Source organism: Nocardia sp. 852002-20019_SCH5090214, from assembly GCF_001665865.1.
GTDB lineage: Bacteria > Actinomycetota > Actinomycetes > Mycobacteriales > Mycobacteriaceae > Nocardia > Nocardia nova.
This window is the reverse complement of the sequence record NZ_LZMK01000321.1, coordinates 19,560-46,349: the sequence shown is the minus strand read 5'-3', so window position 1 is coordinate 46,349 and position 26,790 is coordinate 19,560. Positions and strand designations below refer to the sequence as shown.

At 68.5% G+C, this 26,790-nt stretch carries 23 protein-coding genes; 16 read left to right on the top strand and 7 right to left on the bottom strand.

Annotated elements, in window-relative coordinates:
• Positions 1 to 357: 357 nt before the first annotated feature.
• On the top strand, positions 358 to 1,794 hold the full coding sequence (glnA, locus tag A5780_RS25780) for a type I glutamate--ammonia ligase (RefSeq protein ID WP_063011100.1): 1,437 nt from the start codon (positions 358 to 360) through the stop codon (positions 1,792 to 1,794).
• Between the two features lie 73 nt (positions 1,795 to 1,867).
• Here glnA (A5780_RS25780) and A5780_RS40270 read toward each other — a convergent pair whose 3' ends face one another.
• A complete protein-coding gene (locus tag A5780_RS40270; RefSeq protein ID WP_156055587.1) occupies positions 1,868 to 2,035 on the bottom strand; it encodes a hypothetical protein in 168 nt (55 codons plus the stop codon).
• Between the two features lie 197 nt (positions 2,036 to 2,232).
• On the opposite strand from A5780_RS40270, the gene A5780_RS25775 reads away from it, so the two are divergent.
• From A5780_RS25775 to A5780_RS25750, 6 genes are all read left to right on the top strand, one after another.
• Positions 2,233 to 3,144 (top strand): oxygenase MpaB family protein, encoded by a 912-nt coding sequence (locus A5780_RS25775; protein WP_030515338.1) that lies wholly within the window; start codon positions 2,233 to 2,235, stop codon positions 3,142 to 3,144.
• Between the two features lie 116 nt (positions 3,145 to 3,260).
• Complete coding sequence (locus tag A5780_RS25770; protein WP_231983089.1) at positions 3,261 to 4,907, top strand: CocE/NonD family hydrolase; 1,647 nt, start codon at positions 3,261 to 3,263, stop codon at positions 4,905 to 4,907.
• Positions 4,904 to 6,262, top strand: a complete 1,359-nt coding sequence (locus A5780_RS25765; RefSeq protein WP_064909868.1) for a M20/M25/M40 family metallo-hydrolase — start codon at positions 4,904 to 4,906, stop codon at positions 6,260 to 6,262. The genes A5780_RS25770 and A5780_RS25765 overlap by 4 nt, the downstream gene beginning before the upstream one ends.
• A gap of 37 nt (positions 6,263 to 6,299) precedes the next feature.
• Complete coding sequence (locus A5780_RS25760) at positions 6,300 to 6,707, top strand: DUF3224 domain-containing protein (protein WP_030515341.1); 408 nt, start codon at positions 6,300 to 6,302, stop codon at positions 6,705 to 6,707.
• Positions 6,708 to 6,799: 92 nt separating this feature from the next.
• Positions 6,800 to 7,636: an alpha/beta hydrolase gene (locus tag A5780_RS25755; protein WP_064903211.1), complete on the top strand. Its 837-nt coding sequence runs from the start codon at positions 6,800 to 6,802 to the stop codon at positions 7,634 to 7,636.
• A gap of 9 nt (positions 7,637 to 7,645) precedes the next feature.
• On the top strand, positions 7,646 to 8,113 hold the full coding sequence (locus A5780_RS25750; protein ID WP_063011105.1) for a 6,7-dimethyl-8-ribityllumazine synthase: 468 nt from the start codon (positions 7,646 to 7,648) through the stop codon (positions 8,111 to 8,113).
• A 96-nt stretch (positions 8,114 to 8,209) separates the two neighbouring features.
• Here the strand turns inward: A5780_RS25750 and A5780_RS25745 are convergent, their stop codons facing one another.
• A complete protein-coding gene (locus tag A5780_RS25745) occupies positions 8,210 to 9,664 on the bottom strand; it encodes a hypothetical protein (RefSeq protein WP_063011108.1) in 1,455 nt (484 codons plus the stop codon).
• Between the two features lie 249 nt (positions 9,665 to 9,913).
• Between A5780_RS25745 and A5780_RS25740 the strand changes: the two genes are divergently transcribed.
• Positions 9,914 to 10,441: a hypothetical protein gene (locus A5780_RS25740; RefSeq protein ID WP_064909866.1), complete on the top strand. Its 528-nt coding sequence runs from the start codon at positions 9,914 to 9,916 to the stop codon at positions 10,439 to 10,441.
• A gap of 7 nt (positions 10,442 to 10,448) precedes the next feature.
• On the opposite strand, the gene A5780_RS25735 is transcribed toward A5780_RS25740, so the two are convergent.
• The 3 genes from A5780_RS25735 to panB form a co-directional block, all read right to left on the bottom strand.
• Entirely contained in the window at positions 10,449 to 11,822 is a 1,374-nt protein-coding gene (locus A5780_RS25735; RefSeq protein ID WP_082976722.1) for a bifunctional lysylphosphatidylglycerol flippase/synthetase MprF, read from the bottom strand.
• 378 nt (positions 11,823 to 12,200) lie between these two features.
• Positions 12,201 to 15,212, bottom strand: a complete 3,012-nt coding sequence (locus tag A5780_RS25730) for a bifunctional [glutamine synthetase] adenylyltransferase/[glutamine synthetase]-adenylyl-L-tyrosine phosphorylase (RefSeq protein ID WP_064909864.1) — start codon at positions 15,210 to 15,212, stop codon at positions 12,201 to 12,203.
• A 290-nt stretch (positions 15,213 to 15,502) separates the two neighbouring features.
• Positions 15,503 to 16,366, bottom strand: a complete 864-nt coding sequence (gene panB, locus A5780_RS25725; protein WP_104362915.1) for a 3-methyl-2-oxobutanoate hydroxymethyltransferase — start codon at positions 16,364 to 16,366, stop codon at positions 15,503 to 15,505.
• 206 nt (positions 16,367 to 16,572) lie between these two features.
• On the opposite strand from panB, the gene A5780_RS25720 reads away from it, so the two are divergent.
• The 6 genes from A5780_RS25720 to A5780_RS25695 all read left to right on the top strand — a co-directional run bounded on the left by A5780_RS25720 (position 16,573) and on the right by A5780_RS25695 (position 22,874).
• Positions 16,573 to 18,123, top strand: coding sequence for an alpha/beta hydrolase (locus tag A5780_RS25720; protein ID WP_104367062.1), 1,551 nt, complete (start codon positions 16,573 to 16,575; stop codon positions 18,121 to 18,123).
• A gap of 73 nt (positions 18,124 to 18,196) precedes the next feature.
• The gene (glnA, locus tag A5780_RS25715; protein WP_030515350.1) at positions 18,197 to 19,534 is read left to right on the top strand and encodes a type I glutamate--ammonia ligase; all 1,338 of its coding nucleotides are present in this window, start codon (positions 18,197 to 18,199) and stop codon (positions 19,532 to 19,534) included.
• 65 nt (positions 19,535 to 19,599) lie between these two features.
• Positions 19,600 to 20,493 (top strand): phosphotransferase, encoded by an 894-nt coding sequence (locus A5780_RS25710; RefSeq protein WP_064903174.1) that lies wholly within the window; start codon positions 19,600 to 19,602, stop codon positions 20,491 to 20,493.
• Between the two features lie 58 nt (positions 20,494 to 20,551).
• A complete protein-coding gene (locus A5780_RS42185) occupies positions 20,552 to 21,046 on the top strand; it encodes a hypothetical protein (protein WP_231983088.1) in 495 nt (164 codons plus the stop codon).
• Positions 21,046 to 22,008 carry a prolyl aminopeptidase gene (gene pip, locus A5780_RS25700; protein ID WP_064909860.1) on the top strand — a complete coding sequence of 321 codons (963 nt, stop codon included), beginning with the start codon at positions 21,046 to 21,048 and terminating at the stop codon, positions 22,006 to 22,008. The genes A5780_RS42185 and pip overlap by 1 nt, the downstream gene beginning before the upstream one ends.
• Entirely contained in the window at positions 22,005 to 22,874 is an 870-nt protein-coding gene (locus tag A5780_RS25695) for a CHAD domain-containing protein (RefSeq protein WP_063011121.1), read from the top strand. The genes pip and A5780_RS25695 overlap by 4 nt, the downstream gene beginning before the upstream one ends.
• Here the strand turns inward: A5780_RS25695 and A5780_RS25690 are convergent.
• Both A5780_RS25690 and A5780_RS25685 read right to left on the bottom strand, forming a co-directional pair.
• Positions 22,862 to 24,331 (bottom strand): RNB domain-containing ribonuclease, encoded by a 1,470-nt coding sequence (locus tag A5780_RS25690; RefSeq protein WP_082976721.1) that lies wholly within the window; start codon positions 24,329 to 24,331, stop codon positions 22,862 to 22,864. The two genes, A5780_RS25695 and A5780_RS25690, sit on opposite strands and share 13 nt — an antisense overlap.
• A gap of 15 nt (positions 24,332 to 24,346) precedes the next feature.
• Positions 24,347 to 24,679 (bottom strand): hypothetical protein, encoded by a 333-nt coding sequence (locus tag A5780_RS25685; protein WP_030515358.1) that lies wholly within the window; start codon positions 24,677 to 24,679, stop codon positions 24,347 to 24,349.
• A gap of 808 nt (positions 24,680 to 25,487) precedes the next feature.
• Between A5780_RS25685 and A5780_RS25680 the strand changes: the two genes are divergently transcribed.
• Together A5780_RS25680 and A5780_RS25675 are read left to right on the top strand one after the other, a co-directional pair.
• Positions 25,488 to 26,321: an oxidoreductase gene (locus A5780_RS25680; protein ID WP_064909858.1), complete on the top strand. Its 834-nt coding sequence runs from the start codon at positions 25,488 to 25,490 to the stop codon at positions 26,319 to 26,321.
• Positions 26,322 to 26,356: 35 nt separating this feature from the next.
• Positions 26,357 to 26,755 carry a nuclear transport factor 2 family protein gene (locus A5780_RS25675; RefSeq protein ID WP_030515360.1) on the top strand — a complete coding sequence of 133 codons (399 nt, stop codon included), beginning with the start codon at positions 26,357 to 26,359 and terminating at the stop codon, positions 26,753 to 26,755.
• Positions 26,756 to 26,790 lie beyond the last annotated feature (35 nt).

Genomic DNA, 26,790 nt, shown 5'->3' with positions numbered 1-26,790 from the left:
CCGCGTCACCCCGTCCGGCCGCCCGCGGCGACGGCAGCACGGCATCCCGCTGGGGCGATTTCCCAAAGCGGTTGCGGCCGGGAAACTCTCGCGGTCGCGCGCACCGATCGGCGACGATGCGCGGTCCTCGAATCGAGCGCCGGATGCCGTGGTGGCAGGATAACGGTGCTGGTCCGGCACCGCATCGTGAGCGACCCACCGCGCGGCGTTGCCCGGGGATGCCGCCGACCCGTCCAGCAGCACGTGTAACACTGGCGAAACACAGCCTTGATTGCGGGGAAACACCGCATCCATACCGTTCAGCGCTGAAACCCAGCAATCGGCACAGGCTGGGAACCGATCCGTAAGGAGTACTAAGTGGCGTTCAGCACGGCCGACGAGGTCATCAAGTACATCAAGGAGGAGGACGTCGAGTACGTCGACGTACGCTTCTCGGACCTTCCTGGCGTTCAGCAGCACTTCTCCATCCCGGCGAAGTCGTTCACCACCGACCTGGCCGAAGAGGGCCTGGCGTTCGACGGCTCCTCCGTGCGCGGTTTCCAGTCGATCGACGAGTCGGACATGCTGCTGCTGCCCGACTTCTCCACCGCCCGGATCGACCCGTTCCGTGCCGCGAAGACGCTGAACATGAACTTCTTCGTGCACGACCCGTTCACCCGTGAGGCCTACTCCCGCGACCCGCGCAACATCGCGCGCAAGGCGGAGGAGTACCTGCGTTCGACCGGTATCGCCGACACCGCGTTCTTCGGCCCCGAGGCCGAGTTCTACATCTTCGACGGCGTCCGCTACGACTCCGGCATGAACGGCGCGTTCTACGAGATCGAGTCCGTCTCCGGCTCGTGGAACACCGGCGAGGAGTTCAACCCGGACGGCAGCCGCAACCTGGGCTACAAGGTCCGCAACAAGGGTGGCTACTTCCCCGTCGCCCCGTACGACCACTACGTCGACCTGCGCGACACGATCTCGACCAACCTGCAGAACGCGGGCTTCGAGCTCGAGCGCGGCCACCACGAGGTCGGCACCGCCGGTCAGGCCGAGATCAACTACCGCTTCGACACCCTGCTGTCGGCCGCGGACGACCTGCAGCTGTTCAAGTACATCGTGAAGAACACCGCGTGGCAGGAAGGCAAGTCGGTCACCTTCATGCCGAAGCCGCTGTTCGGTGACAACGGCTCGGGCATGCACGTGCACCAGTCGCTGTGGAAGGACGGCAAGCCGCTGTTCCACGACGAGGCCGGCTACGGTGGCCTGTCCGACCTGGCCCGCCACTACATCGGCGGCATCCTGCACCACGCGCCGTCGCTGCTGGCGTTCACCAACCCGACGGTGAACTCCTACCACCGTCTGGTGCCGGGCTACGAGGCCCCGATCAACCTGGTGTACTCGCAGCGCAACCGGTCCGCCGCGGTCCGCATCCCGGTCACCGGCAACAACCCGAAGGCCAAGCGCATCGAGTTCCGCGCGCCCGACTCCTCGGGTAACCCGTACCTGGCCTTCGCCGCCATGCTGATGGCCGGCCTGGACGGGATCAAGAAGAAGATCGAGCCGCAGGCCCCGGTCGACAAGGACCTCTACGAGCTCCCGCCGGAGGAGGCCAAGAACATCCCGCAGGCCCCCACCTCGCTGGCCTCGGTCATCGACCGCCTCGAGCAGGACCACGAGTACCTCACCGAGGGCAACGTCTTCACCGACGACCTCATCGAGACCTGGATCCAGCTCAAGCGTGACAACGAGATCGCGCCGGTGAACCTGCGTCCGCACCCCTACGAGTTCGAGCTGTACTACGACGTGTAAGTCGTCACGGCACAACCGAATTCACGAAGCCCCAGCCGAATCCGGCTGGGGCTTCGGTGCGTTCCGGGACTCGCTACAGATGCGGGTGGCTGCCCAGGGATGCGCTGTAGACGGCCGGATGAGCTTGGGTGGCAGCGAGATTGCGGCGTTCCTCGGCGGTCAGGGTATGGCGGGCCAGCGCGCGGCGGGCGTAGGTGCGCAAGGTCCCCAGTAACGAGGGGTGGGCGTGGGTGTGGATCATGGCTGGATCCCTCCTCCCTGAACTTTCGATGTGGCGAGGATCCCATTCTTCCATCAGTTCACCGAGATTTCAGGTTGTGTTCACTTTTGAGCCGTGCGGCGCGTCGTCGGTGAGCGCGCGGTTGCCAAGATCGAAAGAGGGTGAGATGATTCGCATGTAATCTTCTCATCATGTCTAGTGGTCAAAGGAGATCACGGATGACCGCCTCCGTCGCCCGCGCCGAGCGCACCGAACACGAACTCGGCCCCCGCACGCCGATCGAGCCCGGAACCCGCATGTGGGACGAGGTAGGACTGATCACCTTCTCCCTCACCGCCGGATCGGCATTCCTGCTGCAGACCATGGAACCGACGATCTCCGCGGTCGTCGACGAGCACTCGACCTTTCGCACCGACCCGATGGGCCGCGCGATGCGCAGTCTCGCGGCGGTGATGACCTGGACCTACGGCGGTGACGAGGCCGTCGCCGAGGCCGACCGCCTGCGACGTATGCACGCCTCCCTCAACACCGTCGACGCGCAGGGCAAACGCCACTCCGCACTCGCCTCCGGTCCGTGGGCCTGGGTGCTGCACACCGGCACCTACGCCTTCAACGAGGGCTCGAAATATTTCAGCCGCACGCCGCTCACCTACGCGGAGAAGGAGCAGTACTACCAGGAGGTGCTGCAGCTGCTGCGCATGTTCTCGGTGGCGCCCAAGGAGATTCCGCCGACCTACGCCGAATTCGAGGTCTTCTTCGCCGACACCGTCGAGAACCATCTGGTCGCCACCGACACCGCGCGCGACTATCTGAAGACGATCCGCCACGTGGCACCGCCGAAGTCGCTGCCCACACCGCTGGTGCCGCTGTGGAAGCTGGCCGCCGCACCGCTGGGCCGCATGCAGTACTTCTGCACGGTCGGCACCACACCCGAACCGGCGCGCCGCAAACTCGGACTGACCTGGACCGCGCAGGACGAGCGCAACCTGCGCATCCTGGGCTGGCTGCTGGCGCGGCTCGTGCCACTGCTGCCGGAACGGATCCGCTACTTCCCCATCGCCTACGAGGCGCGCAAACTCGAACGCGACCGCGCCCGGCTGCGCAAGGTTCTCGATCTGCGCCCGATGTAGTCGAGGCGCCGGGTGACCGGCCGGTTTCCCGACCCCGGTTCTGAGGGCTGGACGGGCGGCGGTGCAGACTCGATAGTCCTATGGTGCTCGAGAATTCATCGCCACGCGCCCGGCGCGTGCTCACGCGCGTACTGTGCGGGCTGGTCCTCCTGATCGCGGCGGCGGCGCCGGTCACCGCGACCGCCGCACCGGCCCCGGCGTATCAGTGGCGCCAGGAATTCCTGACCACCTCCGACGGTGTGCGGTTGCACGCGGACATCCTCCGGCCCGCCGGCATGGCCGACGACGTGCGCACCCCGGTCGTCATGACGGTGAGCCCCTACCGCAACCATCTGGCGTTCACAGCAGAAGTTCATCCGCAGGGCGGGCCGTCGCTGCGCGATCTGTATTCGGAACTGTTCCTCGACGCCGGCTACACCTATGTGATCGTGGATCTGCGAGGTTTCGGGGGGTCCAGTGGCTGCCCCGACTTCGGTGGCCCCGGCGAGCAGAGCGATGTACGTACCGCGGTCGAATGGGCTGCGGCACAACCGTGGTCGACCGGGCGAGTCGGCCTGACCGGTACCTCCTACGAGGCATGGACCGGCATCATGGGTCTGGCCACCAACCCGAAGGGGCTGGCGGCGGTGGCGTCGTTCGAACCCGTCGTCGACCCGTACAGCTACCTGTACATGCAGGGCATTTCGTGGAAGTTCTCCGGAAAACCGGTGACCGAGGACGGGATTCGCCCCGGCGATATGGCCGGATTCGAACATCTGCTGATCTCCTCCACCCCCGCGCACCCCTCCGACTCACCGGAATACAAGGCCAACGCCGCGCGGCTACCGATCGAATGCGCGCAGTCCTATCTGGCGGGCACCACCGACCACGACGGTGGTACCCGGTTCTGGCGCGATCGTGACCTCACCGATCGCGTTCGCGGCAGCAAGGTTCCGCTGTTCTTGAGCCAGGGTTTCCTCGATTACAACACCCGCGCCTATCGTGTCTTCGACGTCTGGAAGAACCACGACCTCCCCGAAGACCGGGGCTGGTTCGGCCAGTGGGGACACCAGAACTGCCACGAGGCATGCGGGACACCGCAGTTCTACAGCGAGGCGCTGGCCTTCTTCGACAAGTATGTGGCCCAACGCGACGTTCAGGTTCCGGGCCCGCGCGTCACCGTCGGCAGTTTCGACGGCCGGTGGCGCAGCGAAAAAGTCTGGCCGCCCGCCGATTCCGCACGAGTGACGATGCCGATCCGGCCCGGTGAATACACCGATCGGGGCCTGCTCCCCGGCCCGGACCGCGAGTACTGGTCGCTCTCGCAGCCGCTGCCCTCCGACCAGCATCTGTCCGGAATCCCCACGGCCACACTGGCGTTGAGCGGCCCACCGGACGCCACGGTGGCCGCCGAACTCTACGATGTGGCGCCCGACGGCGCGGGCACGGTGATCACTCGGGGTATCGCGCAGGTCGCCGACACCGCGAACATCCGCCTGCTGGCACAGGATTGGACCGTGCCGGCCGGGCATCGGATCGGGGTGCGTATCACCGATGTGGTCGACACCGTCTGGTCGCACACTCCGGCGAACGCGCGGGTGAGCGTGCGTTCCGGCACCGTGGAGTTGCCGCTGCTCACCGGCACCCGGAATTTCGATCTGACCGGCGGCACCAGTGAAGCGCTCGGCAAATGGCGCGCGCGCTGGGTGACCGGCCTGCCGGCCGAGGTGCTGCGCGATTCCGGTGTGACCGTGGACTTCCCGCAACGACGAGGAGATCGATGACAGCGACCGGTACGACCGCGACCACCGTCGACGACGCGACCGCCCAGCGGCTCGCGGCCGCCCTGCGCTGCGTCACCGTCTCCCGCGACGACGCCGATGCCGACGTGGTCGAATTCGACCGGCTCGCAAGCCTTCTCGAACACGAATTCCCGCTGGTACACACCCATCTCGAACTGGAGCGGTTCGGCCACAGCCGCTTGTATCGCTGGCCCGGCACCGAACCCGGTACGGCGGCCGTTCTGCTCGCCCACCAGGATGTGGTTCCGGTCGACGACGAGGCCCGCTGGACCCATCCCCCGTTCGCCGGTGTGATCGACGACGAATTCGTCTGGGGCCGTGGCGCGATCGACGACAAGAGCCGGGTGCTGGCCATTCTGGAGGCCGCCGAATCGCTGCTGGCCGAGGGCCGCCGTCCGCGCCGGACCATCTACTTCGCCTTCGGCCACGACGAGGAGATCTTCGGCCGCGCCGGCGCCACCCGGATGGCGGCCCGGCTGCGCGAACTCGACGTGCGCGCCGATCTGCTGCTCGACGAAGGCGGAGTGATCACCCAGGGTGTCGCCGACGGGGCCGCCGCACCCGTCGCCTCCATCATGCTCGGTGAAAAAGGCTGGGCCACGGTGCAATTGCGCACCACCGACACCGGCGGGCATTCCTCGATGCCCGGCCGCGAAACCGCCGTGGGCCGGATCGCGCGGGCGGTCGCGCGCCTCCAGGACCATCCGATGCCGCTGCGCATGACGCCGGTGATCGCCGACATGCTGGTCCGGATGCGCCCCGCCATGGCCGAGCCGCGGCGTTCCGCGCTGCGGCTGGCCCCGGTCGCGGGCGCGGTGATCACCCGGATGATGGCGGCGCGGCCGCAGACCGAGGCGCTGGTCCGCACCACGACCGCCCCCACCGTGATCCGCGGCGGGGTGAAGGCGAACGTGCTGCCGCAAAGCGCCGAGGCGCTGGTGAATTTCCGTATCCTGCCCGGTGATTCGGTGTCCGCCGTGCTCGACCACTGCCGCCGCGTGGTCGCCGACCCGCGCGTCACGATCGAGGTGATCGGAACGGCCTCCGAACCCTCGCGGATCACCGGCCCCGGTCCGGCCTTCGACCTGATCGCCGACATCACCCGCGCCCTGGTGCCCGACGCGGTGGTGACCACCGGCATCGTGCCCGGCGCCACCGATTCCCGCCACTACGACGGGCTGGCCGCCACCCGGTGCAACTTCGCGCCGATCCTGGTCGACGCGGCGGATCTGGAGCGGATCCACGGCACCGACGAACGGCTCTCCCGGGCCAATTACGCGCGGCTGATCGAATTCAACCGCCGCGTCCTCGCGCACTACACCGGCACCGGCGGCTGATGCCGGGAATGTCGGTGTTCGCCGCTACCCTCAACGGGTGCGAGCTACAGCAACGTTCACCGTCAAATCCTTCGTCGCCACGGACGTCCTGCCCGATCCGGATATCCCCACCGCGACGCCGGTCGGAATCGCCCGGCTGGAAAAGCATTTCGAGGGTGAGGCGGTCGGACGTTCGGCCACGTTGTTCACCGCCGCGTTCGACCAGCTGTCGGGCCGGGGCACCTATGTCGCGATGGAGTCGTTCGAGGGCTCGCTCAACGGATTGGCCGGCACGTTCAACTTCGCCCATTCGGCGACCACCGCGGGCGAGGACCGCAGCGCCGAATTCTTCACGATCGTGCCCAGCAGCGGCACCGGGGAACTGAGCGAGATCACCGGAACCGGCGGTCTGGCGGTCGACGCCGACGGCACCCACCGGATCTGGTTCGACTACGACCTGGGCTGACCATCGATCCCGGCGCGGCGGGCCGATGTGCAACGCTCCGGCCCGCCGTGCGCGACAATGGCGGCGCAGCGACGGCGCAGACGGAGGCAGCGATGACGACAGGCGATACCGGCGAATTCGACGCCCACGGCGGGCAGGTGTTCTGGCGGGCCTGGCTGCCCGAACAGGCGCGCGCGGTCGTGGTGCTGGTACACGGCGTCGCCGAACACTCCGGGCGCTACGACCATGTGGGTAAACGGCTGGCGGACAGCGGTTTCGCGGTCTACGCCTTCGACCACATCGGCCACGGCCGCTCCGGCGGCGGCCAGTCGAATATCGAATCGATCGACGCGGCCGCCGACAATGTGAACACCATGCTGGATATCGCGAGTGCGAAGCATCCGGGCCTGCCCCGGTTCGTCCTCGGGCACAGCATGGGCAGCCTGATCACGCTGTATCTGGCGACGCGGGCGCCGCTGGACGTCGCGGGCATCGCGGTGTCGGCGCCGCCGGTGGTCATCGAGGCCGGCAACCCCGTGCAGCGACTGCTCGCTCCCGCGTTGAGCCGCTGGGCGCCGAATCTGGGTGTGCTGCAACTGGATTCGGCGCAGATCAGCCGCGATCCGGAGGTGGTACGCGCCTACGATCAGGATCCGCTGGTCTACCGCGGCAAACTACCGGCCCGCACGGCGACCGAGATTCTGCGTGGCGCCGAATTCGTCCTCGCTCATCTGGACGCGCTGCGGGTGCCGACGCTGGTGCTGCACGGCGGCGAGGATGCCCTGGCGGCCCCGGTGGGCGCCGATCGGATCGAGGCCGGCGCCACCGCGACCGATCTCACGGTGCTGCGGTATCCGGGCCTCTACCACGAGGTTTTCAACGAACCCGAGCGCGAGAAGGTACTCGGCGACCTGGTGCGCTGGTTGGAGGAGCACACCGGCGCGCAGTAACATCCGAGAATGAGCAATACCGACCAGGGACGCATCGCCTTCATCCGGGCCAACTGGCACCAGTCCATCGTCACCCAGGCCTACGCGGGTTTCCTGGCCGAGTACGGCGATCTGGGGTATTCGGCGGATGCCGTCGAGGTGTTCGACGTGCCCGGCGCGTTCGAGATCCCGCTGCACGCGCAGCGGCTGGCCCGCACCGGCCGGTACGCGGCGGTGGTGGCCGCGGCGCTGGTCGTCGACGGCGGCATCTACCGGCACGATTTCGTCGCCTCGGCCGTGGTCGACGGGCTCATGCGCGTACAGCTCGAGACCGACGTCCCGGTGTTCTCCGTGGTGCTGACCCCGCATCACTTCCACGAGCACAGCGAGCACGTGGACTACTTCACCAAGCACTTCCACACCAAGGGCGCCGAGGCCGCCCGCGCGGTCGCGACCACCCTCAGCTCCCTGCGCACCCTCCCCACCAGCGCGGTCTGAGACCGGACACGGCCGAGACCGCCGAGGACACGCGGTCCGGGCCGTCCGACGACACAGCACGGCAGGGGCGACCGGCGATCCGGTCGCCCCTGCTCGTCACTTGTAGTTGTTCAGGCAGGCCGTCTCACCGTCGAGCACCCCGGCGCGGAACGCGTCGAGTCGCTGATACCCGCTGGGCACCACCTTGCCGTCGGTATCGCTCGCGGCCAGGCCGTCGGCCAGCAGACCCGACACCGCGGCGTCCAGGTCACCCGCGGTGAGCCGGGGATCGCCGGCCGGATCGCTGAGTTTGGTGGTCACGACGCCGGACAGGCAGGCGGTGCGCAACCCGGCGGATTCCGGTCCTTGCAGCGACAGGTGCCGATCTCGTTCCACCGCGAGCACATAGCGGGAGATGAACACGACGTAGGCGTTGTAGTTGCCGTCGACCACCGCGGACAGCGGGTCCCCGTCGCCCGGTTGCTGACCGGCACGCTTGGCCAGTTCCGGCACATCGGTGCCCACGGTATTGCTCGCCGGGCAGTACGAAACCGGCTCCACCGCAGTATCTTTCGGGCAATTCTCGGCGATTCCGGAATAGTCGAGCACCGGCGGCTGCGGCAGTGGATAGATCCGGGCGAGCGCGGCGGCGACGGCATTGAGCCCGTCGACGTCGACACCCATCTGATTCTCCTCGTCGCCGGGTTCGAAGGTGGTCGGCAGGCCGCCGCGGCGCTGCTGAATCTCCTTCTTGGTGATGCCCTTACACCCGGCCGCGCCGTCGGACCAGCCGATCTGCACCGCCGTCACGCGCTCGAATGCCGAGCCGTGCACATTCTTCGGGTTGTCGGGGTCGCGGTCGCGCACGGCGACCGTCGCACCCAGCACACCGTTGAGCCCGTCGGTCGTGTTCAGGGTGAAATGCGCCGAACCGCCCTCGGCCACATGCCGCAGAAACACACCCGCGAAGCAGTCGGCCTGCTGTTCGAGCACGATTCCGGGCGTGAAGAATCCGTTGAGCCGGGCCTGGTCCTGTAGCGAGTGACCGTACTCGTGCGCGAGCACCATGACCACGGCCATCTTCCCGTACTTGTTCGAGATCAGCGGCAGCAGTTTGCCGCGATCCCACCCGACGGTCTTGTCGATCTTGCAGTAGGCCGCGTTCACCACGTGATAGGTGCTGGAGCGGCAGAAGGTGACCGATTGTTCCTTGGGCGCGTTGGCATCCCAGGAAATGAAGTGACCCACCGGCTTGAAGGTGCCCGGAAAGTTCTCGGCGTATTCGGCGCCCCAGTAGTCCTGCAGATCCGACAAGGTGTTGAGGGCCAGCCGGTCCATCTCGCCGCCGTCACCGTTGTCGGCGTGCAGCGGCGCGTCGGGCACGCCCGGTCGCGGACCGCTCGGGCCGGAGGCATTGGGCGCGGCGCCGCTGAGCGCCCACGGATTCTCGTTGGTCGCGGCAACATCGTGCGCCACAGTCGTTTTCGCATCGGTGCCGCATCCGGCCGATACCGCGCCGAGCACCAGCAACCCGGCCGCCGCGGCCAGCCGCAGCCGCCTGTTGTATCTCATCTCGTGTCCTCCCCGAATACCACTGTCGACGCCCGGACCGACGACGATCCGGATTCCGCACAGCGGTCCCCCCGTCTCCCGAGCGCTCACATCGTAATCGGGCGCCCGCGCGAATGCGCAACGGATATCTCGATATCGGCACGGATGCCGCACGGTGACGACCACGACATGGCGCGCGCACCATGTGTTCATCTACTATTTACCTACGTAGATAGTAGATGCTCAACGGCGAGCAGAGAGGCCGAGACCATGCCCCGACACCCCCGCGCATCCCTCACCCTTCCCGCCCTGGCGGCGCTCACCGCCGCGGGCCTCGGCTTCACCGCGGCGCCCGCCGAGGCCGAATCCAGGCGATCGGCCGCCCAACCCGCCACCGGCTGCCTGTGGGCCGGAACCTCCCACCCTGCCGGCGCTACCGTCATCGCGGGCGGTCGCGGCTACACCTGCGGCGCCGACGGCCGCGGCACTCCCATGTGGTCGGCCGGCGCGGCGTCGGACCGGCCCGATACCGTCGCCAACCCGGGCTCGGCCGGCGACCCGGCCGCGCACTTCAGTCTGGGCGCGCGCCAGCCCGGCACCGCGTACAACGACTACTGCGTCGGCAATCAACTGGTCGAGGGCGCCGACGACGTCTACCAGGTGGTGCGTGGCCACGACGGCCGCTTGTTCTGGAAGGCCGCCGAACCCGTCAGCGCATGGCGCTTCGATCGCGGAAGCGTTGCGCCGCAGCCGACCTGGCGCGGAACCGGTCTGTGCTACGAGGGCAATCTGGCGTGATCGCGGGTCAGCCCTGTTTGCGGTGCGGAACGAATTCCAGCGTCAGCAGCGCGAGCACGGTGAAGACGATTTCACGCCAGCGGATGAGGACGAAGCGCTGATTGCCGAAGGAGTTGAACTTGCGCAGGAACCGATACAGCGATTCCAGCCGGATCAGCGGATCCAGCGTGCGGGCCAGCACGTAGATGACCTGCTTGGAGCGCGATCGTTCCTTGTCGGCGAACAGTTCGGGGAATGCCGCGAACGCCAGCGAGATGCGGTGCACGTCGTGGTCACGGCCGTAGTCGACGAGGTCGACGATCATCCGCTCGTCCAAGCCGTTCGGGGCATCCTTGCGCCGCCACGGCACATCGAGGCTGAGTTCGCTGCCGTGATTGGAGGATCCGTAGCGCTGGAATCCGGCGACCCGGCCCTCACCGTCGCGGGCGATCACCACGAGCATGCCCGGATTCCGGCCGTCGAGCAGATGGTCCAGGATCATCGAGAAGCCGCGGGTCTGGTGGCCGGTCCCCCACTCGTCGACGATGCCCAGCAGCGCCTCGCGCATCTCGCGGTCGAGTTCGCGTTCGGGAATCACCTCGGTCTTGACGCCGAAGTTGCGGGTGCGGCTCACCGCCTGGCGCAGGTTGCGGAATTTGCGGCCGACCATATCGAACGAGTCGACCTCGACCACCACGTCACGGCCGATCGGAATGGCGTGCAGGCCATGATGATCGGTCGCGCGGGTGCGCCACAGTTCGGTGACCGCGGGGCTGGCGCCCAGCACCGCGATCCGCCAGCCGCGCGCGGAAGCGAATTCGGAGAACTCGGCGATGAGCCGGCCGAATTCGGCGCAGTTGCCGACCGGGTCGCCCGCGACGACCGCGATGCCGAAGCGCGCGCGGTAGCCGATCGCGGCGTTCGAATCGGCGCTGAAGAAATAGGATTTGGCCGAATGCAGGGCGAACGGGGCCAGCGGATCCTCGACGGTGCGGTCGACCAGTGCGGCGATGCGATGCTGCTGATCCGGTTGCGGGCGCGAACTCTGCGGCAGCATCAGGATCAGGCCCGTGGAGGCGAGGCAGACGAAGCCGACGGTGCCGTGGTCGCTGCGGTAGGCGATATTGGACACCCCGAGCACGATCACCGCGACCGTGAAGTGCGGCAGCGTGATCGGCCGCCGCAGATGCAGTCCGCGCGCCACGAACAGGCCCGACAGCGAAATCGCCACGAACCAGCCGCGATTGACACCTTCCCGGGAGGCGCGGTCGGCCGCGTACAGCAGCACCACACCGACCAGCAACAGCACCACGATCAGCGGAACCCGCACGGCGCGGGTCGGATTCAGGGCGGCGTGCCGATAGGTGCGGTAACCGGTGACGGCCGAATTGAGTTCAGCCATCACGGTCTCCGATCACGCAGCGCATCGCGTGTGTCGTCGAGTTGGTGGGCGCTGCGCACGTCCACGAACATCCTCACCATGGCGGTCCTCCCGAATGGTCGCGTACCGATACAGTATGCGGAACGCTCGTTCCGGCTCTGCGGGGCCCCTCGCACGGTCAGGACGGCACAGCACACTCTGTACCAACCGATATCGCGTCCGGTCTGTTCCCCGCAACACGTTTTCGGCCCACAAAGCCGGCCGTATCGCGAGAATTCATCGCCGGTCCACGAAAGCGCCGCCTACCGCCCCCGGTGACCGACGTGACCGCGACAACCGCCGCGCCCACGCATCGGTGTCACTGATCGCGTACCCCGCCGCGACGGATCTAGGCCTCGCTCACCCGCCGCCGAAGACGCGTTCGACGACCGTCTTCGCCCGCCTCGTGACGCGCATGTAGTGGTCGAGGAATTCGCTGCCGTCGTCGGTCGGCCAGCCCGCGACCCGCGCCACGGCCGAGAGCAACGGCCCGGGCCCGGGCAGCTGGTCGGCGGGTTTGCCGCGCACCAGCACCAGGGCGTTGCGGGCCTTGGTGGCGGTGAGCCAGGCGTCGCGCAGCAGCTCCACATCGAGGGCGTCGAGCAGTTTGTTCTGTTCGATCACCGCGAGGCATTCGAGCGTGGAGGTGTTGTGCAGCTCCGGCACCTCGTGCGCGTGCTGGAGTTGCAGCAGTTGCACGGTCCACTCGATATCGGCGAGACCACCGCGGCCGAGTTTGGTGTGGGTGGCCGGATTCGCGCCGCGCGGCAGGCGTTCGGAGTCGACGCGCGCCTTGATCCGCCGGATCTCGCGCACGGCCTCCTCGGAGACCCCGCCCTTGGGATAGCGCACCGGATCGATGGAATGCAGGAACCGCAAACCCAGTTCCTCGTTGCCGGCGACCTGATGTGCGCGCAGCAGCGCCTGCACTTCCCACGGCTGCGCCCACTGCTGGTAGTAGGCGCGATAGGCGGCCAGGGTGCGGACCAGCGCGCCGTTGCGTCCCTCGGGCCGCAGCCCCGCATCGACCTGCAGCGGCGGATCGGTACTGGGCGCGCCGAGGAGCCGCTGCACCTGTTCGGCGACGCCGATCGCCCATTTCACCGCGACCGTCTCGTCCGCGCCGGGACGCGGATCGCAGACGAACAGCACATCGGCGTCGGATCCGTAGCCCAGTTCCATCCCGCCGAGACGGCCCATGCCGATCACGGCCAAGTCCGCGGGCGCGGGCGCCTGATGTTCGGCCTCCCAGGCCCGGATCACGGCCTGCAGCGACGCCTCGAGCACCGCGACCCAGACCCATGACAGCGCCCGGCACACCCGCGGCACCTCCAGCATGCCGAGCACGTCGGCGGAGGCGATGCGGGCCAGCTCGTGGCGGCGCAGCGAGCGGGCGGTGGCCACGGCCCGTCTGGGATCGTCGTAGCGGGCGGCCCCGGCCAGGATGCTGGATCGCACATCCTCGGCCTTCGGGGTCAGCAGCAGCGGCCCGTCCGGTCCGTCGGCGAACATCCGGATGGTTTCGGGCGCGTTGATCAGCAGATCGGGCAGATAGGCCGAGGAGCCGAGCACGATCATCAGCCGCTGCGCGATCGCGCCCTCGTCGCGGAGTTCGCGCAGGAACCAGATCTGGTCGTCGAGGCCTTCGGACACCCGCCGGTAGGCCAGCAACCCGGCATCGGGATTCGGTGTGTCACCGAGCCATTCGAGCAGGGTCGGCAACAGCAGCGCCTGGATGCGGCCCTTGCGCCCCACCTCCCCGGTGAGCGCCTTGAGGTGGCCGAGGGCGTTCTCCGGGGCGGCGTAGCCGAGGGCGGCGAGCTGGCGGACCGCGGCCTGCGGACTCAGGCGCAACGCGGCGGCGTCGAGGCGGGCCACCGATTCCAGCAGCGGGCGGTAGAACAGCTTCGCGTGCAGCCGGCGCACCCGCAGGGTGTTGCGCTTGATCTCGCTGCGCAGCACCCCGACCGCGTCCTGGCGCCCGTCGGGACGCATATGCGCCGCGCGAGCGAGCCAGCGCATCCCCTCCTCGTCGTCGGATGCGGGCAAGGTGTGGGTGCGCTTGAGCCGCTGCAACTGCAGGCGGTGCTCGAGCAGGCGCAGGAATTCGTAGGAGGCGGTGAGGTTCGCGGCGTCGTCGCGGCCCACATAGCCACGCGCGGCCAGCGCGGTCAGCGCCTCAACCGTGCCCGGCACGTGCAGCGATTCATCGGCCTTACCGTGCACCAACTGCAGCAGCTGCACCGCGAATTCGACGTCGCGCAGGCTGCCGTGGCCGAGTTTCAGCTCCCGCTCGCGCATGTCCTCGGGCACCAGGCTTTCGACCCGGCGCCGCATCGCCTGCACGTCGGCGACGAAATCCGGTCGTTCCGAGGCGCTCCACACCATCGGCATGAGCGCCTCGCTGTACTGCCTGCCGAGTTCCAGATCGCCGGTGGCCGGGCGGTTCTTCAGCAGCGCCTGGAATTCCCAGGTGCGCGCCCAGCGCTTGTAGTAGGTGATGTGCGAATCCAGCGTGCGCACCAGCGCCCCGGCCTTGCCTTCCGGCCGCAGCGCCGCATCGACGTCGAAGAACGCGCTGCCGGCGATGCCCATCATCTCCGCGGCCAGCCGGGTGGCGGTGGTGTCGGCGGGTTCGGCGACGAACACCACGTCGACATCGGAGACGTAATTGAGTTCGCGCGCACCGCATTTGCCCATCGCGACCACCGCCAGCCGGACCGGAACCGGGTCGTCGGGGCAGATCCGCGCCACCGCCACCGAGAGCGCGGCGGTGAGTGCGGCATCGGCGAGGTCGGTGAGATGGTTGCCGACCTGCTGATACGGCAGCACCGGTTCGTTCTCGACGGTGGCGGCCAGATCGTGGGCGGCCAGCACCATCAGTTGATCGCGATATCGCTTGCGCAGCAACGCGATCGCGTCGGGTCCGGCGTGGGTGGCGCGGTAGAGCATCGGCGCGGCGTTCGGCCCGGTCTCGGGCGCGGCGCCGACCACGTCGAGCAGATCGTCGAGAATCTCGCGCGTGCTCGGCAGTTCCCGCCGCAACAGCTGCCAGCTCGCCGGATCGGCGACCAGATGGTCGGCGAACGCGCTCGACGAGCCGATCAGCGCGAACAGCCTGCCGCGCAACGACAGATCGGTGCGCAGCGCGGAATCCAGTGCGGCCCAATCGGACCCGAGCGCCTCGCGCAGGCGGATCAGGGTCAGCAGCGCCAGATCGGCATCCGGCGACCGCGACAACGCCCACAGCAGTGCAACGCTGTCGACATTGTCCCAGGCGAGCTCTCGTAACGACGCGGCTGCCGTCGGCTCCAGCAATCCCAGCCGACCGGCACCGGGCACTGCGGGACGTGCAGTCGGTGGCCGGACCATTCTCTCAAATTACCGTCACGGCCGAGCATGCGGAAGTTGCCTGCTCGCAGGCGGTGGAGGGAGTGCTCGGCCGACGTCGGTCACGGAGCCGATTCCGTTTCGGGAAGGGCTGCGGGAACGCCGCCTCCCGCCGGCCTACCGGGAACGAGCCGTATCGGGTCGGAGGCCACAGCAAGCTCGGCCCCGAGCCGCCCATCGCTCGGACCCGGATCGAACGCCCCCTACCGCGGCATCGGCGTCCGCGCCGAAATGGGGTCGACCGCGCGCGCAGCACGCGGCCGACCCGTTCCTCAGAAGCTGTGTTCCGGTCCAGGATAGGTACCCTGCGCTACCTCTCGTGCGTATTCCGCTGCGGCGCTGCGCAATTCGTCGCCCACGCGGCCGAAGCGCTTGACGAACTTGGCCGTCTTACCGCTGGTGTAGCCGGCCATGTCCTGCCAGACCAGCACCTGGGCGTCGCAGTCGCTGCCGGCGCCGATGCCGACGGTCGGGATGGTCAGCTTGTGGGTGACCTGCCCGGCCAGCTCGGCGGGCACCATCTCCATCACCACGGCGACGGCCCCGGCCTCCTGCACCGCGATGGCGTCGGCGATCAGTTGTTCGGCCCCGTCGCCGCGGCCCTGCACTCGGTAGCCGCCGAGGGTGTTGACGCTCTGCGGGGTGAAGCCGATATGCGCCACCACCGGGATGCCGGAGGCGGTGAGCCGGGCGATGTGCTCGGAAACCCGTTCTCCGCCTTCGAGTTTCACCGCATGCGCACCACCCTCCTTCATGAAGCGGGTGGCGCTGGCCAGCGCCTGTTCGGGCGAGCCCTCGTAGCTGCCGAACGGCAGATCGGCCACCACCAGGGCATGCGGCGCCCCGCGGACCACGCCGCGTACCAGCGGCAGCAGTTCCTCGATCGTGATCGGCACGGTGGTGTCGTAGCCGTAGACCACGTTGGCCGCCGAATCGCCGACCAGCAGCACGGGGATGCCGGCCTCTTCGAACAGCTTCGCGGTGGAGTAGTCGTAGGCGGTCAGCATCGCCCACTTCTCGCCCGCGGATTTCCATTGCTGCAGGTGCTGTACTCGCGTCTTCCGCCGGGAAGTTGTCGGTGCGGCACCGTAGGCGGTGGTTTCGGAAGCAGGATTATCCTGAGCAGCGGACATCATCGTCCCTTTCGTCTGTCCTCGAGGCCCGATCGGGTCCCCGGGTTGCTATGACCCGTCCAGTCTGCCACCGCGACAGTGCCGCGTTTAAGGCGTGCCCGGGATGGGATTCGTCACACGCGGCGGGAACGACGCGGCCGGCGGAGGCAGCCCGCTCAACCACGGAGGCCGCCGCGGACGCCGTAATGATCACAGGCGGAGATGGAAGGATGGCGCGCATGTCCTTGTCGCGATCCGGTCGCGTCGCAGCCGCGGTGGCCCTGATGTGTGTGGCCGCCGCCTGCTCGTCGACGTCGAAGAATCACCCCGTCGCCCAGCCGTCCGCGCCGAGTCCGGCCGCGCTGCAGAAGTACTACACCCAGGTGCCGGCGTGGGGCAGCTGTGACGGATTCGGCGATTCCTCGACCCGATTCCCGCAGGGCACCGAATGCACGCACATCTCGGTGCCGATCGATTACGACAAGCCCGAGGGCGCGACCGCGCAGATCGCGGTCTCCCGGATCAAGGCGACCGGGCAGCGCATCGGATCGCTGCTGTTCAACCCGGGCGGGCCCGGCCAGGCCGGACTGTGGATGGCCGCGCAGGGACAGGACACCCCGCTCGCGCAGCGATTCGACCGCATCGGTTTCGATCCGCGCGGTGTCGGCGCCTCCACGCCGCTGATCGAATGTCTGACCGGGCAGCAGTGGGATCAGCAACGCGCCGAACCGCCCAAGGACTACACCCCCGCCGGCATCGCGGCCGCCGAGCAGGAGAACAAGGACTTCGCCGCCCACTGCACCGAGAAGACCGGCAACGAATTCCTCGCCCACGTCGGCACTCGCGAGGTGGTGCAGGACATGGACATCATCCGGGGAGTGCTCGGCGACGACAAGCTCAACTACGTCGGCTACTCCTACGGCACCCGGCTCGGCTACACCTACGCCGAGAAGTTCCCGGACAAGGTGCGGGCCATGGTGCTCGACGGCGCCCTCGATCCGGACGCCGATCCGGAGAAGGAATCGGTGCAGCAGGCCGCCGGATTCCAGAAGGCGTTCGACGCCTACGCCGCCGACTGCGCGAGCAAACCGGACTGCCCGCTGGGCCAGGACGCGAGTCAGACGGTGGCCCGCTTCCACGATCTGGTCAACCCGCTCTGGAACCATCCGGCCGAGACCCGCGACGGCCGCGGGCTCACCTACAGCGACGCGGTCACCGGTGTGCAGAACACCCTCTACGCCGAGGACAGCTGGAATGTGCTGAGCGCGGGCCTGGCTCAGCTGGCCAAGGGCAAGGGCGACATCCTGCTGCAGCTCGCCGATCTCTACGACGGCCGCAGCAAGGACGGCACCTACGACAATTCGCAGGACGCGTTCCTGGCCATCCACTGCGTCGACGATCCGGCCATCAAGGACCGCGGCGACACCGATAAGCAGGACGCGGAATACCGCAAAGTTGCCCCGTTCCTCGACGACGGCCACGCCACCGGGCAGGCGCCGCTCGAGATGTGCGCGTTCTGGCCCGTGCCCAACAGCGGCTCCCCGCACAACATTTCCGCACCGGGCCTGCCCAAGACCGTGGTCATCTCCACGACCGCGGATCCGGCCACCCCGTATCAGGCCGGTGTCGATCTGGCCCATCAGCTGGGCGCGGCGCTGATCACCAACAAGGGAACCCGCCACACCGCGTTCCTCTCCGGGGGCGTGCCGTGCGTGGACGACGCCGTCTTCGCCTACCTCATCGACCTGAAGACACCGCCGGAAGGACTCACCTGCGGCTGACGCCACACATGCGGACCGGCGGTTGTTGCACGATGTAACACGGATTTAACCGCGGGTGCCTACGCTCGCGCGTATGGATCGCCAGAAGGAATTCGTGCTGCGGACGCTCGAGGAGCGGGACATCCGCTTCGTGCGACTCTGGTTCACCGACGTCCTGGGATATCTGAAGTCGGTGGCGATCGCCCCCGCGGAGCTGGAAGGCGCCTTCGAGGAGGGCATCGGATTCGACGGCTCGGCGATCGAAGGCTTCGCCCGGGTGTCGGAGGCCGATATGGTCGCCAAGCCCGATCCGTCGACGTTCCAGGTACTGCCGTGGTCCACCAGCAAGGGCCATCAGCATTCGGCGCGCATGTTCTGCGATATCGCGATGCCCGACGGCTCGCCGTCGTGGGCCGATCCGCGGCACGTGCTGCGCCGGCAGTTGAACAAGGCCGGTGACCTGGGGTTCAGCTGCTATGTGCATCCGGAGATCGAGTTCTTCCTGATCCGCTCGGCGCTCAAGGACGGCCGTCCGGTGCCCGCCGACAACGGCGGCTTCTTCGATCAGGCCGTCCACGACGAGGCGCCGAACTTCCGCCGCCACGCCATCGACGCGCTCGAATCGATGGGCATCTCGGTGGAGTTCAGCCATCACGAGGGTGCGCCCGGCCAGCAGGAAATCGACCTGCGCTACGCCGACGCGCTGTCGATGGCCGACAACGTGATGACCTTCCGCTACCTCATCAAAGAGGTGGCCATCGACGAAGGCGTGCGGGCCTCGTTCATGCCCAAGCCCTTCTCCGACCATCCGGGTTCGGCCATGCACACCCACATGAGCCTGTTCGAGGGTGAGCACAACGCCTTCGCCGATCCCGACGACCCGAACAACCTGTCCGAGACCGCGCGTGCGTTCATCGCGGGCATTCTCGAGCACGCCAACGAGATCAGCGCCGTCACCAACCAGTGGGTGAACTCCTACAAACGGCTGATCCACGGTGGCGAAGCGCCGACCGCCGCTTCCTGGGGCCGGTCGAATCGTTCTGCACTGGTCCGGGTTCCGATGTACACGCCGAACAAGCAGTCCTCGCGGCGAGTCGAGATCCGCAGCCCAGACTCCGCGTGCAATCCGTATCTGGCCTTCGCGGTGCTGCTGGCCGCGGGCCTGCGCGGTATCGAGAAGGGGTACACGCTGCCCCCCGAGGCCGAGGACGACGTGTGGTCACTGACCACCGCCGAACGCCGCGCGATGGGCTTCCGCGAGCTGCCCTCGACCCTGGACGAGGCGCTGCGGGCGATGGAGCGGTCCGAGCTGGTCGCCGAAACGCTGGGCGAGCACGTGTTCGACTTCTTCCTGCGCAACAAGCGCCACGAGTGGGCCACCTACCGCGCCCAGGTCACCCCGTGGGAGCTGGGCGAGTACCTGACGCTGTGATCGCCTGTGCGAGACCGGCTCCGGCCGGCCGCACCGACGATGGCCGAGCTGATTAGGTTGTCCCGATGAACGCCCCTGTATCGGTGGCCGATCAACCACTGCAACCACTGATCGACTGGGCCACCCGGGAACTCGCGCAGCGGGGACTGACCGTGACCGGCGCGCAGGAGATGCGGCGGCGGGACTGGACGCTGCTCGCCCGCATCGAGACGAACGGCGGAGCTGTCTGGGCGAAGGCGAGTGCGCGCGCGTTCGCCCACGAGGGCCCGCTGCTGGCGGCCTTGGATCGGCTCGTTCCGGGATCGGTGCCGAAACCCCTTGCGGTGCATCGTGAGAACGGATGGTTCCTCGGAGGCGACGGCGGCGAGACCATGCGAACCGGACCACTCGACCGCCACTTCGCACTCGACGGTACGGACGCGCCGCCGCCGCGTCCCCCGGAATGGGAATCGGTGCTGCGGTCCTACGCCGGCCTGCAGCACACCGTCTGCACGCACGCGGAATCGTTGCGCGACACCGGAACTCCGTACCTGCCGCCGGTGCGCCTGATCGAGGTCTACCGCCACTTCGCCGACCGCGCCCCGGGACTGGAGTTCGCGATCGAATCGGCCGCTGCCGAACTCGCGCGGTACGGCCGGCTGAGCGTGGAACACAACGACCTGTATCCGGGCCACGTCTTCCGCGCCACCGCCGCGGTGTTCGACTGGGGCGACGCGCTGATCACCCATCCCTTCCTGTCCGTGCGCACCTTCCGGGATCCGCAGCGCGCGGCGTATTTCGACGCCTGGCGGGAACTGACCACCGTCACCGACCGCGAGATCGAGCTGGCCGAACGCCTCGCGCCGCTGACCACCCTGCATTCGTGGCTGACCATCGACACGGCACCGGGCCGCCCCGGCGAACGGTTCGCGCCCTTCGTCACCGAGATGCTGGACCTGCTGCGCGCGAACTTCGCCTGAGCCACCCGTCCACTCGCGGTGAGGTGGCAGACTCGTAGGTCCACAGCAGGAACTCCGGATGCACGCCGGAATCGAACAAAGGGAACAGATGTCGCAGAGCCGTTGGATGACTCGCGGAGCGCTCGCCGTCGGTGCGGCGCTGGCCGTCGTGCTGGTCGCCGGATGTGGTGGCGAAAGCACGGGTTCGGCCGGCCCCGAGAAATCCGGCGCTTCGGCGACCTCGACGGCCGCGCGGCCCAGCGGTTCGGCCGGCGTCACCGCCAAGCCGGGACAGACCAGTCCCATCCAGGTTCCCGACCCGGTCGCACAGAAGCTGTGCGACGCCATCTCGCCACAGCTGTCGGACTGGCGGGTGCAGGGCCCGACACTGGGCAAGGTGGCGCTGAACATCACGGTGCACCAGTGGGCCGCGGAGAACGGAGGCATCAACCTGGCGGTGCTCGGCGACAAGGCCGTGGTGGACCGGATCACCACCAAGACCTGCTCCGATGTTCGCACGCAGGCGCTGCAGGCGCTGGAACTGCCCGATCTCGCCTCGGGAATCGCCTTCTGATGCGCACCCTCTACCCGCCGCTGGAGCCCTACCGTGAGGGCATGCTCGACGTGGGCGATGGGCAGCACATCTACTGGGAGGAGTCGGGCAACCCCGACGGCAAGCCGGTGGTGTTCCTGCACGGCGGCCCGGGTGGCGGCACCGATCCGATGCACCGGCAGTTCTTCGATCCCGCCGCCTACCGGATCGTGCTGTTCGACCAGCGCGGGTGCGGGCGTTCGACGCCGCATGTGGCCGACGGGGCGAGTCTGGAGGTCAACACCACCTGGCATCTGGTGGCCGATATCGAGCGGCTGCGCACCCATCTGGGGATCGAGCGCTGGCAGGTCTTCGGCGGGTCCTGGGGTTCGACGCTGGCGCTGGCCTACGCCCAGACCCACCCCGAGCGCGTGACGGAGATGGTGCTGCGGGGCGTTTTCCTGTTGCGGCGCAAGGAAATCGACTGGTACTACAACGGCGCCGCCGGATTCGTCTATCCCGACGAATGGGAGAAGTACCTGGCGCCGATCCCGGACGGCGAGCGCGACGGGGATCTGGTGGCGGCCTATCACCGGCTGCTGCACTCCCCCGATCAGGACGTCGCGACCGCCGCCGCCGTGGCGTGGTCCAGCTGGGAAGGCGCGACGAGTTCGCTGCTGCCACAACCGGAACGGGTCGCCGAATCCGCCGAACCCCGCTTCGCCCTGGCCTTCGCCCGCATCGAGAACCACTACTTCGTGCACGGCGGATTCCTGGAAGAGAACCAGCTGCTGCGCGATATCGACCGGATCGCGCATATTCCCGCGGTGATCGTGCAGGGCCGCCACGATATCGTCTGCCCGGCGGTCAGCGCCTGGGATCTGCATCGGGCCTGGCCCGGTTCGCGGCTGCATCTGGTGGCCGATGCCGGGCATGCCGCGGCCGAGCCGGGGACCACCCATCATCTGATCGAGGCCACCGACGAATTCCGGGATCGGCGATGAGCGGCGCAGCCGGTCCCGCCGTCGTCGCCGCTCTCGGTGAGGACGTGGACCGGCTGCTGTCGGCGGAACCGAAGGTCCGTGCCGACGAATCGGATTCGGTGCACCAGATGCGGGTCGCCACCCGCCGGCTGCGGTCGGTGCTGCGGTCGTATCGGAAGGTGTTCCACCGCGGCGAGATAGATGCCATCCGCGACGAATTGCGGTGGCTGGCGGGGCTGCTCGGCATCGCCCGCGACGCCGAGGTGCGCGCCGACCGGTTCGCCGCGCTGCTGGACGAATATCCCGACGTGCAGCGGCATCTCGGGCGGCGGCTGGTGAGCGCGGAGCGCGCGGCCTACACCGACGCCCACCGAACCGTGCTGCGGGAACTCGACGGTGAGCGCTACGACCTGCTGCGCGCGCGAGTGGTCGGCCTGCGCACCCATCCGCCGCTGCGCCGCAAACGCGCCCGTCGCGACGCCGACCGCGTGTTCACGGCCGCGGTGCGCGCGGACCTGCGCCGGCTGAAGGACCGGGTCGACGCGGAACGAGCCGTCGAGGACACCGATCGGGTCGAAGCGCTGCACGATATCCGCAAGGCCGCCAAGCGTTTACGCTACAGCGCCGAAGCCGCCACCGATATCCTCGACGGCCCCGCCGAGGACCTGGCCCGGCGCGCGAAGAAGGTGCAGGGCGTCCTGGGCGACCACCGCGACGCCATCGAGGCGCTGGCCACCATCACCGCCCGCGCCGAAATCGTGCGCGGCCGCGGCGACGATACGACGCCCTACGAGTTGCTGTGCGCCGCCGAGGTCGAAGCCGCGCGCACCGCCCTCGACCAGTACCCGTCCCTCATCGAATTCCTGAACTACGACTACCTGTCCTGATCGGACGCCTCGCGCGCGTCCGCCGGGAAGCTGAAACCGACCACGCGTTTATCTGGGTCCGCGATGTCCAGGCGCACTCGCACCCGCCGGCCTTCGGGCGGTGCCCCGGCGCATTTGCCGAGTACCGGCGGATCGGCGACGAAGATCTCGGCGGATCGGTTGCCGTTGCCCTCGCGGATGACCACCGCCTCGAACACGTCGCCCAGACGTGATGCGAGCACGGTGGATTCGGTGAGGTCGATGCACGCGCGTTCGAGTTTGCCGCCGACCGCGTCGCTGCGCCGCATCGCGTCGGCGGCGGCGCCGAGTCCGTCGCGAACCCACTGCGGCACCGGGGTGCCCGCGCAGCGAGCCAGGCAGACTTCCGTCGCGTAGCGGTCGGCGAGGCGGCGCAGCGGCGCCGTCACGTGTGCGTAGGCAGCGCCGATCCCGCTGTGCTGCAACACATCCGGCGCTTGCCCGTCGAGCACGGTGTAGGACGCGCCGCGCAGGAGGCTGGTCGCCTCCGAGTTCAGCACCAGCGCGGCGGGGGTGTTGGGATCGAGGCCGGCCAGCATCCGCCCCACCGGCATACCCGCCGGCCAGCGCACCCCGAGCGCGGCGGCGGTGCGGCGCATGGACGCGATCGCCGAGGCCGGTGGCGCAGGCATCGTGCGCAGCAATCCGATGCGGGCGTCGGAATCGGTGTCGGCCAACATGATTCGGGCCGCGCAGATGCCGGTGAGCAGCGAGACCTGTTCGTTCCAGTCGTCGGTGGCGGTGCGCGGCTCGACCGCCAGCTGCCAGTGTTCGGTGTCGTGGTCGCGTCCGTCGGGAATCACCGATTGCGCGGGCAGCCGCAGTTCGATCGCGCCGCGCGCCAACCCGGCCTCGATCCGCAGGCGGCCGAATTCCGGCAGTGCCGCGATCGAGGGATGCAGGCGGCCGGCGTCGGCGTCGGCCTGGACGCCGGGATAGTCGAGGCGGGCGCGGGAGCGAACCAGGGCGCGCCGCACCGAGAAGCGTCGCGGCTCGGCCTTGTCGTCGCAGTCGATGGTCCAGAGCGCGGCGGGACGAACGGCGCCGGGCAGCAGACTCGCCGACCCTTCCGAGAGCACCGGCGGATGCAGCGGCACGGTGCCGTCGGGCAGATAGAAGCTTTGGCCCCGGGCGAGGGATTCCCGCGCGAGCGCCCCGTCGGGCGCGACCACCGCGCCCACATCGGCGATGGCGTAGTGCAGCAGGAATCCGGTCGGGGTGCGTTCGAGATGCAGCGCCTGGTCGAGATCCATGGCGCCGGGTGGGTCGATCGTCACGAACGGGATGTCGGTGCGATCGGCCCGGACGCCCGCGAACGCATCGGCTGCGTCGCGGGCCTCCGAGACCGCCTCGGACGGATATTCCGAGGCGAGTCCGAATTCGGATCGCACGACACCGAAATCCACCGGTGCCGAGACGATCCTGGGATGCAGTTCCACGCGGGGCGCTGAACCTTACTTGAGCGCCAGCATGGTGCCGTTCAGCTGATCGAACGGGCCGTACACGGTGAAGACGACGCGGCCGTCGGGGTACTGCGACGACAGGGTCGCCGCGGCATCGAGAGCCTGGCCGAACGAGGCGGCCGACGGGTGCGGCAGCACCGCGATCGACTGGCCGAAATGGGTCTGGTGGACCCACTGGGTGTCACCGGGGCTGAGGTCCACCTGGACGCCACCCGGCAGCGGAGTGACCGCGACCGCGGACGCCGATCCCGCGCCCAACACCGCCACACCCGACGCAGCTGCGGCGATCAATGCACCGGCCGCCAACTTGCGAACTACTCGCATATATACAGAACCTGCTTTCCGACACTCGTAGCACCCATAGCCGCTGCCACCCCCGGCAACGACACTTCCAACGGCCAACACTGTATGACGTCGGTCACGGTTCCGGCCACTCCGGGGCGGTTCGTCGCGCGGGACACGCCGGGACCAGCCGATTCGCCCGCATTTGCCGGGAATGCGCCCGCCGGCCGGACCGGGCGGCGACCGGGCGCGGACCGCGCGAAGCTCCGGTGCCTGCGATTTCGCGATCGGTCACCACGACGGCGGCCACACGGTTCCGGCGCGTGCAACGGGGGTCGACGGATCGTTGCGAGTGCGAACATCGACAGCCCGCGAACCGGATCATTCCGGAAAGAAATATCACATCATTCAGAGCGGACGGGTATCACTCCGAGGAGTCGGACCTACGTCCAGATCACGCTACCGTACGCCGAATCCCCCCGTCGAGTCCGTTTTCCGCTGGGCCTGCGACTGTCCGAGCGCGCTGTTACTGTTGCCGATGGTGACAGGCCACGGCGTACCCACGGATTCGGGGGTCCGTGCAGTAACGAGAGTGCGCCGCGCGGCGAGAGTCGTCGAGTAATAGTTCCTCGAGTACAAGGAGTTCCACACCGCATGTCGTCCATCGTCTTCGACTACCTGCTGCCTCTCGTCGGTCCGGAGCAGGCGGCCTACTGGGCCCAGATTCTGGTGATCAACCCCGCCGGCTGATCACCGCGCGACCGCACCCGGTGCCGGCGGTTCGCCGCGGGCACCGCATGCGGTCGCAAGGCCCGGCTTCGACGACGATCCGACACAGGAGGCCTCCACCATGACCACCGATCACGTCTGGTTCATCACCGGCACCAGCAGCGGCTTCGGCCGCGCGATCGCGGAGGCGGTGCTGGCCGACGGCGGCAGCGTGGTCGCCACCGCGCGCAAAACCGAATCCCTTGCCGAACTTCGAGATCATGCTCCGGAGCGGGTGCTCGTCGCACAGCTGGACGTCACCGACCCGGCGTCGATCACCGCGGCGGTCGAGGAGGCGCGAGTTCGGTTCGGCCGCATCGACGTTCTGGTCAACAACGCCGGCTACGGACTGCGCGGCGCGCTCGAGGAATGCGACGACGAGCAACTGCGCGCACTGATGGAAACCAATGTCTGGGGCCTGATCTCGGTCACGAAGGCGGTACTGCCGCTCATGCGGGCCCAGCGCAGCGGGCATATCGTGCAGCTGTCCTCGGTCGGCGGCGTGCGCGCCCGTCTCGGTGGAACCCCTTACGCGCTCAGCAAATTCGCGGTCGAGGGACTCTCGGAGGGATTGTCGTACGAGGTCGCGCCGTTCGGCATCAAGGTCACCATCGTGGAGCCGGGACCGTTCCGCACCGACTTCGCCGGGCGATCCATCCAGTGGGCCGAATCGATGCCCGAATACGCACCAATCTTCGCCGAGGAACGCGAGCGCTTCCAGGCCCAGGACGGCGCCCAGCCCGGCGATCCGGCCCGCGCCGCCGCGGCCGTGCTGCGCGCGGTCGCCATGGACGAACCGCCCTTGCGGCTGCCGCTCGGCCCCGAGGCATTCACCGGCATCCGCGCCACCCTGACCCAGCGCCTCGCCGATCTGGACGAACTCGAACCCTGGGCCGCCGACACCGGCTTCCGCTGACCACTCCCCTCGCCTGGACCGCCGGAGGACCCGACATGCTGTCCGCGGAAGACCACTTCGCGATCACCGATCTGATCAATCTGCACGGCCACCTGACCGACAACGGCGATTTCGACGGCTGGCCCGCCCTGTTCGCCGAGGACGTCGTCTACGACGTCAGCGCCATGGGCGGCGGCGTCCTGGTCGGAATTCCCGCCTGCCGCGACGCCGCGCTGGCGATGGGCGACAACAACCCCGTCGCCCACCACGTCACGAACATCGTCATCAACGAGGTCGCCGACGGCACCGTCCGCGCCCTGTCCAAGGGGTTCGGCGTCATGACCGACGGTACGGTCGGCAGCGCCACCTACGAGGACACCATCCAGCGCATCGGCGCCGGCTGGAAGATCACCCACCGCATCGTGCGCCCGCGGCGGAAACCGCTGCACCCCTGATCCGGCGCCCCTCCCGCTGATCACGGAACATTCCA